At 39.6% G+C, this 2,893-nt stretch carries 3 protein-coding genes; all 3 read left to right on the forward strand.

The features are described 5' to 3' along the window. Positions 1-604: 604 nt before the first annotated feature. Positions 605-1,090, forward strand: a complete 486-nt coding sequence (locus Q4Q35_RS00045; RefSeq protein WP_303275870.1) for a T9SS type A sorting domain-containing protein — start codon at positions 605-607, stop codon at positions 1,088-1,090. Positions 1,091-1,175: 85 nt separating this feature from the next. After that, positions 1,176-2,447: a DUF8740 domain-containing protein gene (locus Q4Q35_RS00050; protein WP_303275871.1), complete on the forward strand. Its 1,272-nt coding sequence runs from the start codon at positions 1,176-1,178 to the stop codon at positions 2,445-2,447. Positions 2,448-2,646: 199 nt separating this feature from the next. Further along, positions 2,647-2,893 (forward strand): MutS N-terminal domain-containing protein (locus Q4Q35_RS00055; protein WP_496559748.1); only part of this gene is annotated, 247 nt, incomplete at its 3' end.

Raw genomic sequence — 2,893 nt, forward strand, 5'->3', positions numbered from 1 at the left:
CGGGTTAATGCCATTATTTAAGCAGATAAATTTGATGGTAAATTGAACGCGCTGTACTTAGTGCCAATATTTATTTATGTCCTAGCGCAGCGTTCCTTTTTGCTTTCGTTTTCAAAGGAAATAGTAAAGATGCGCAGCATACCTAATATTTTTATAGAGTTCGATTTTGGTTATGGCCAGCTAACATATTAATCTTTATGGAGAATTTGATCTTGATAAATCCCTTTTAATGCTTTATTCGTCCCTTGTTTAATTTACATAAGCACTTATTATTGGCTGTTCTCTGAGAAGTTCATACTATTCGGTTTAAAATATACCAAAAATCATAAAGGAAAATCATAAAATTAAACACTCCTAAGAAAATGGAAAAAAAATACAATTGCAATTATCCTTCATCCTTTTTAGCTTACTGAGTTTGACCAGCTATGGTCAATCTGTAGGAGATGAATTTACGGCTGCTAATAATATAAAATACCAAGTTACTTCTATCTCTACAACTGCCGTTAGCGTTCATTGAAAAAAAAGACCGCCGAAACGACACAGAAAAACAGAATATTAAATAGATAACCAAAAATGAATATTAATAATTAAAAAAGGTGGACAAATGAGTTACAAACGATTAAAACTAAGTGCCATACTCATATTAGGACTCGGACTGACAGGGTTGCAGGCACAAGAAAGCGTTAACGCCACAGGCGGCAATGCTTCAGGCAGCGGAGGTTCGGCTAGCTATTCCGTAGGACAGGTTGTTTACACGACCAACACAGGAACAAATGGTTCTGTGGCACAAGGCGTACAACAACCCTATATTTCGATAGCATTAGGAATTGAACAAGCCAAAGGCATAAACCTTTCGGTTACGGCTTATCCCAACCCAACTACCGATTATTTACAGTTGAAAGTTGAAAGTTGGAAGTTGAAAAATTTATCATATCAACTATATGACATTAACGGAAAACTTTTGCAAAACGAGAAAATCATAGGTAATCAAACAAGTATTATTATGAGTAATCTTCTTCCTTCAACATACTTTGTGAAAGTAATGCAGGTCAACAAAGAAGTTAAAACATTTAAAATCATTAAAAATTAAGGAGGTCAAACCAATGAAAAAATTATTTACATTTATTTTAGCTGTATTACTAACAGCAACCACCTTTGCACAAGCACCCGAAAAAATGAGTTATCAAGCGGTAATCCGCGATGGAGCAGGTGCTTTAGTAACAAACCAAGTAGTAGGGATGCAAATAAGCATTTTGCAAACTACAGCGACAGGAACAGTTGTATACAAAGAAAACCAAACACCAACCACTAATGTTAACGGATTAGTAACATTAGAAATAGGAACAGGAACTGTTTTAAGTGGCAATTTTACTACCATAGATTGGTCTTCTGGTCCTTCTTTTATAAAAACAGAAACCGACCCAACAGGAGGCACAAGCTATACCATTGCAGGCACAAGCCAGTTGTTAAGTGTACCTTATGCATTGCAGGCAAAAAAAGCTGAAAATGGTATTTCGACTGCACAAGCTAATGAAATAGCTGCCAACACTTTAAAAGTAGGATATACCGATGCCTTGGTGTCAGATAATGACCATGTAGTTGCCAATACTGAAAAAGTGGGTATTTCGACTGCACAAGCTGATGAAATTGCAGCTAACACTCTTAAAGTTTCTTATTCAACATCTGCATCTGATGCTGTAGCAATAAACACTGCAAAAGTTGGGGCTATCACAGGCACAGCTACCGGCCAAATGCAATACTGGAACGGCACTGCATGGGTAATAGTGGCAGCAGGAACTACAGGGCAAAGACTTACTAATCTAAATGGCGTACCAATTTGGACCAATATTGATCCTACATCTGGACTAATGTGGCAAGATATAACTTCTTCCGACACAGGCAAAATATGGATGGACCGCAACCTTGGAGCTTCGCAAGTAGCAACAAGCAGTAACGATGCTGATGCTTACGGGGACTTGTACCAATGGGGGCGTGCTGCCGATGGGCACGAAAGCAGAACATCAAGCACAACAGCTACATTAGCAACAAGTGATACTCCCGGGCATGGCGATTTTATTACCAACAGTAGCCCAGCCGACTGGCGTAGCTCACAAAACGACAATTTATGGCAGGGCGTAAGCGGCACCAACAACCCTTGCCCAAGTGGTTACCGCCTGCCAACAGAAGCTGAATGGATAGACGAGCACACGAGCTGGGACAGTAATAATTCAGCCGGTGCTTTTGCATCGCCACTTAAATTGCCCGTGGCAGGCTACCGCAGCTTCAGCAATGGTTCGCTCGGCAATGTGGGTTTCTTCGGCTACTATTGGTCAAGTACGGTTAATAATGGTACATTCGCCAAGCGCCTGTCCTTCTACAGCAGCGATGCCTACATGAACAGCAACTACCGGGCGGGCGGCTTTAGTGTACGTTGCCTTAAGGATTGACACTTTGATTAGCGAAGCGATTTGATACTTTGTCACTTAAACTACCTGTTCCGCCTTTTCGGCGGACAGGTAGTTTTTTATAATACCCGCTTTGCGGGTCGGAATTTTTGCGAAAAACAAGAGCAGAGTTGAACTTGTTTAAACTATGCCGAGTTGAGCAAAAATCATGTTAATAATTTTTTTTTGAAATATCCATAATATGACCATAGCAGAAAAAGTACAAGTTAGTGCCGATAAAACAAGATTTACACTTTTCAAAGAAGGTTTATTTTATAAGTGCTATAACGAGGATGCTATGATGTTTACTCAAAAGGTACGGGCATATAAAGTAAGCTCAAAATTTGTAAAAAGTGTAGGTGCGGAGGTGCGGAGTTTGGGTTTTCCGGCAAGCGAAATAGAGAAAGAGAATTTAAAGCTACAAGCTATTTCAGAAGCTATACAAGCTA

The organism is Flavivirga aquimarina (genome assembly GCF_030540835.1).
GTDB lineage: Bacteria > Bacteroidota > Bacteroidia > Flavobacteriales > Flavobacteriaceae > Flavivirga > Flavivirga aquimarina.

Bases quoted from the DNA above. Each gene is read 5' to 3' on its own strand.
- Q4Q35_RS00045 (WP_303275870.1), top strand. From the start codon at position 605: ATGAGTTACAAACGATTAAAACTAAGTGCCATACTCATATTAGGACTC.
- Q4Q35_RS00050 (WP_303275871.1), top strand. From the start codon at position 1,176: ATGAGTTATCAAGCGGTAATCCGCGATGGAGCAGGTGCTTTAGTAACA.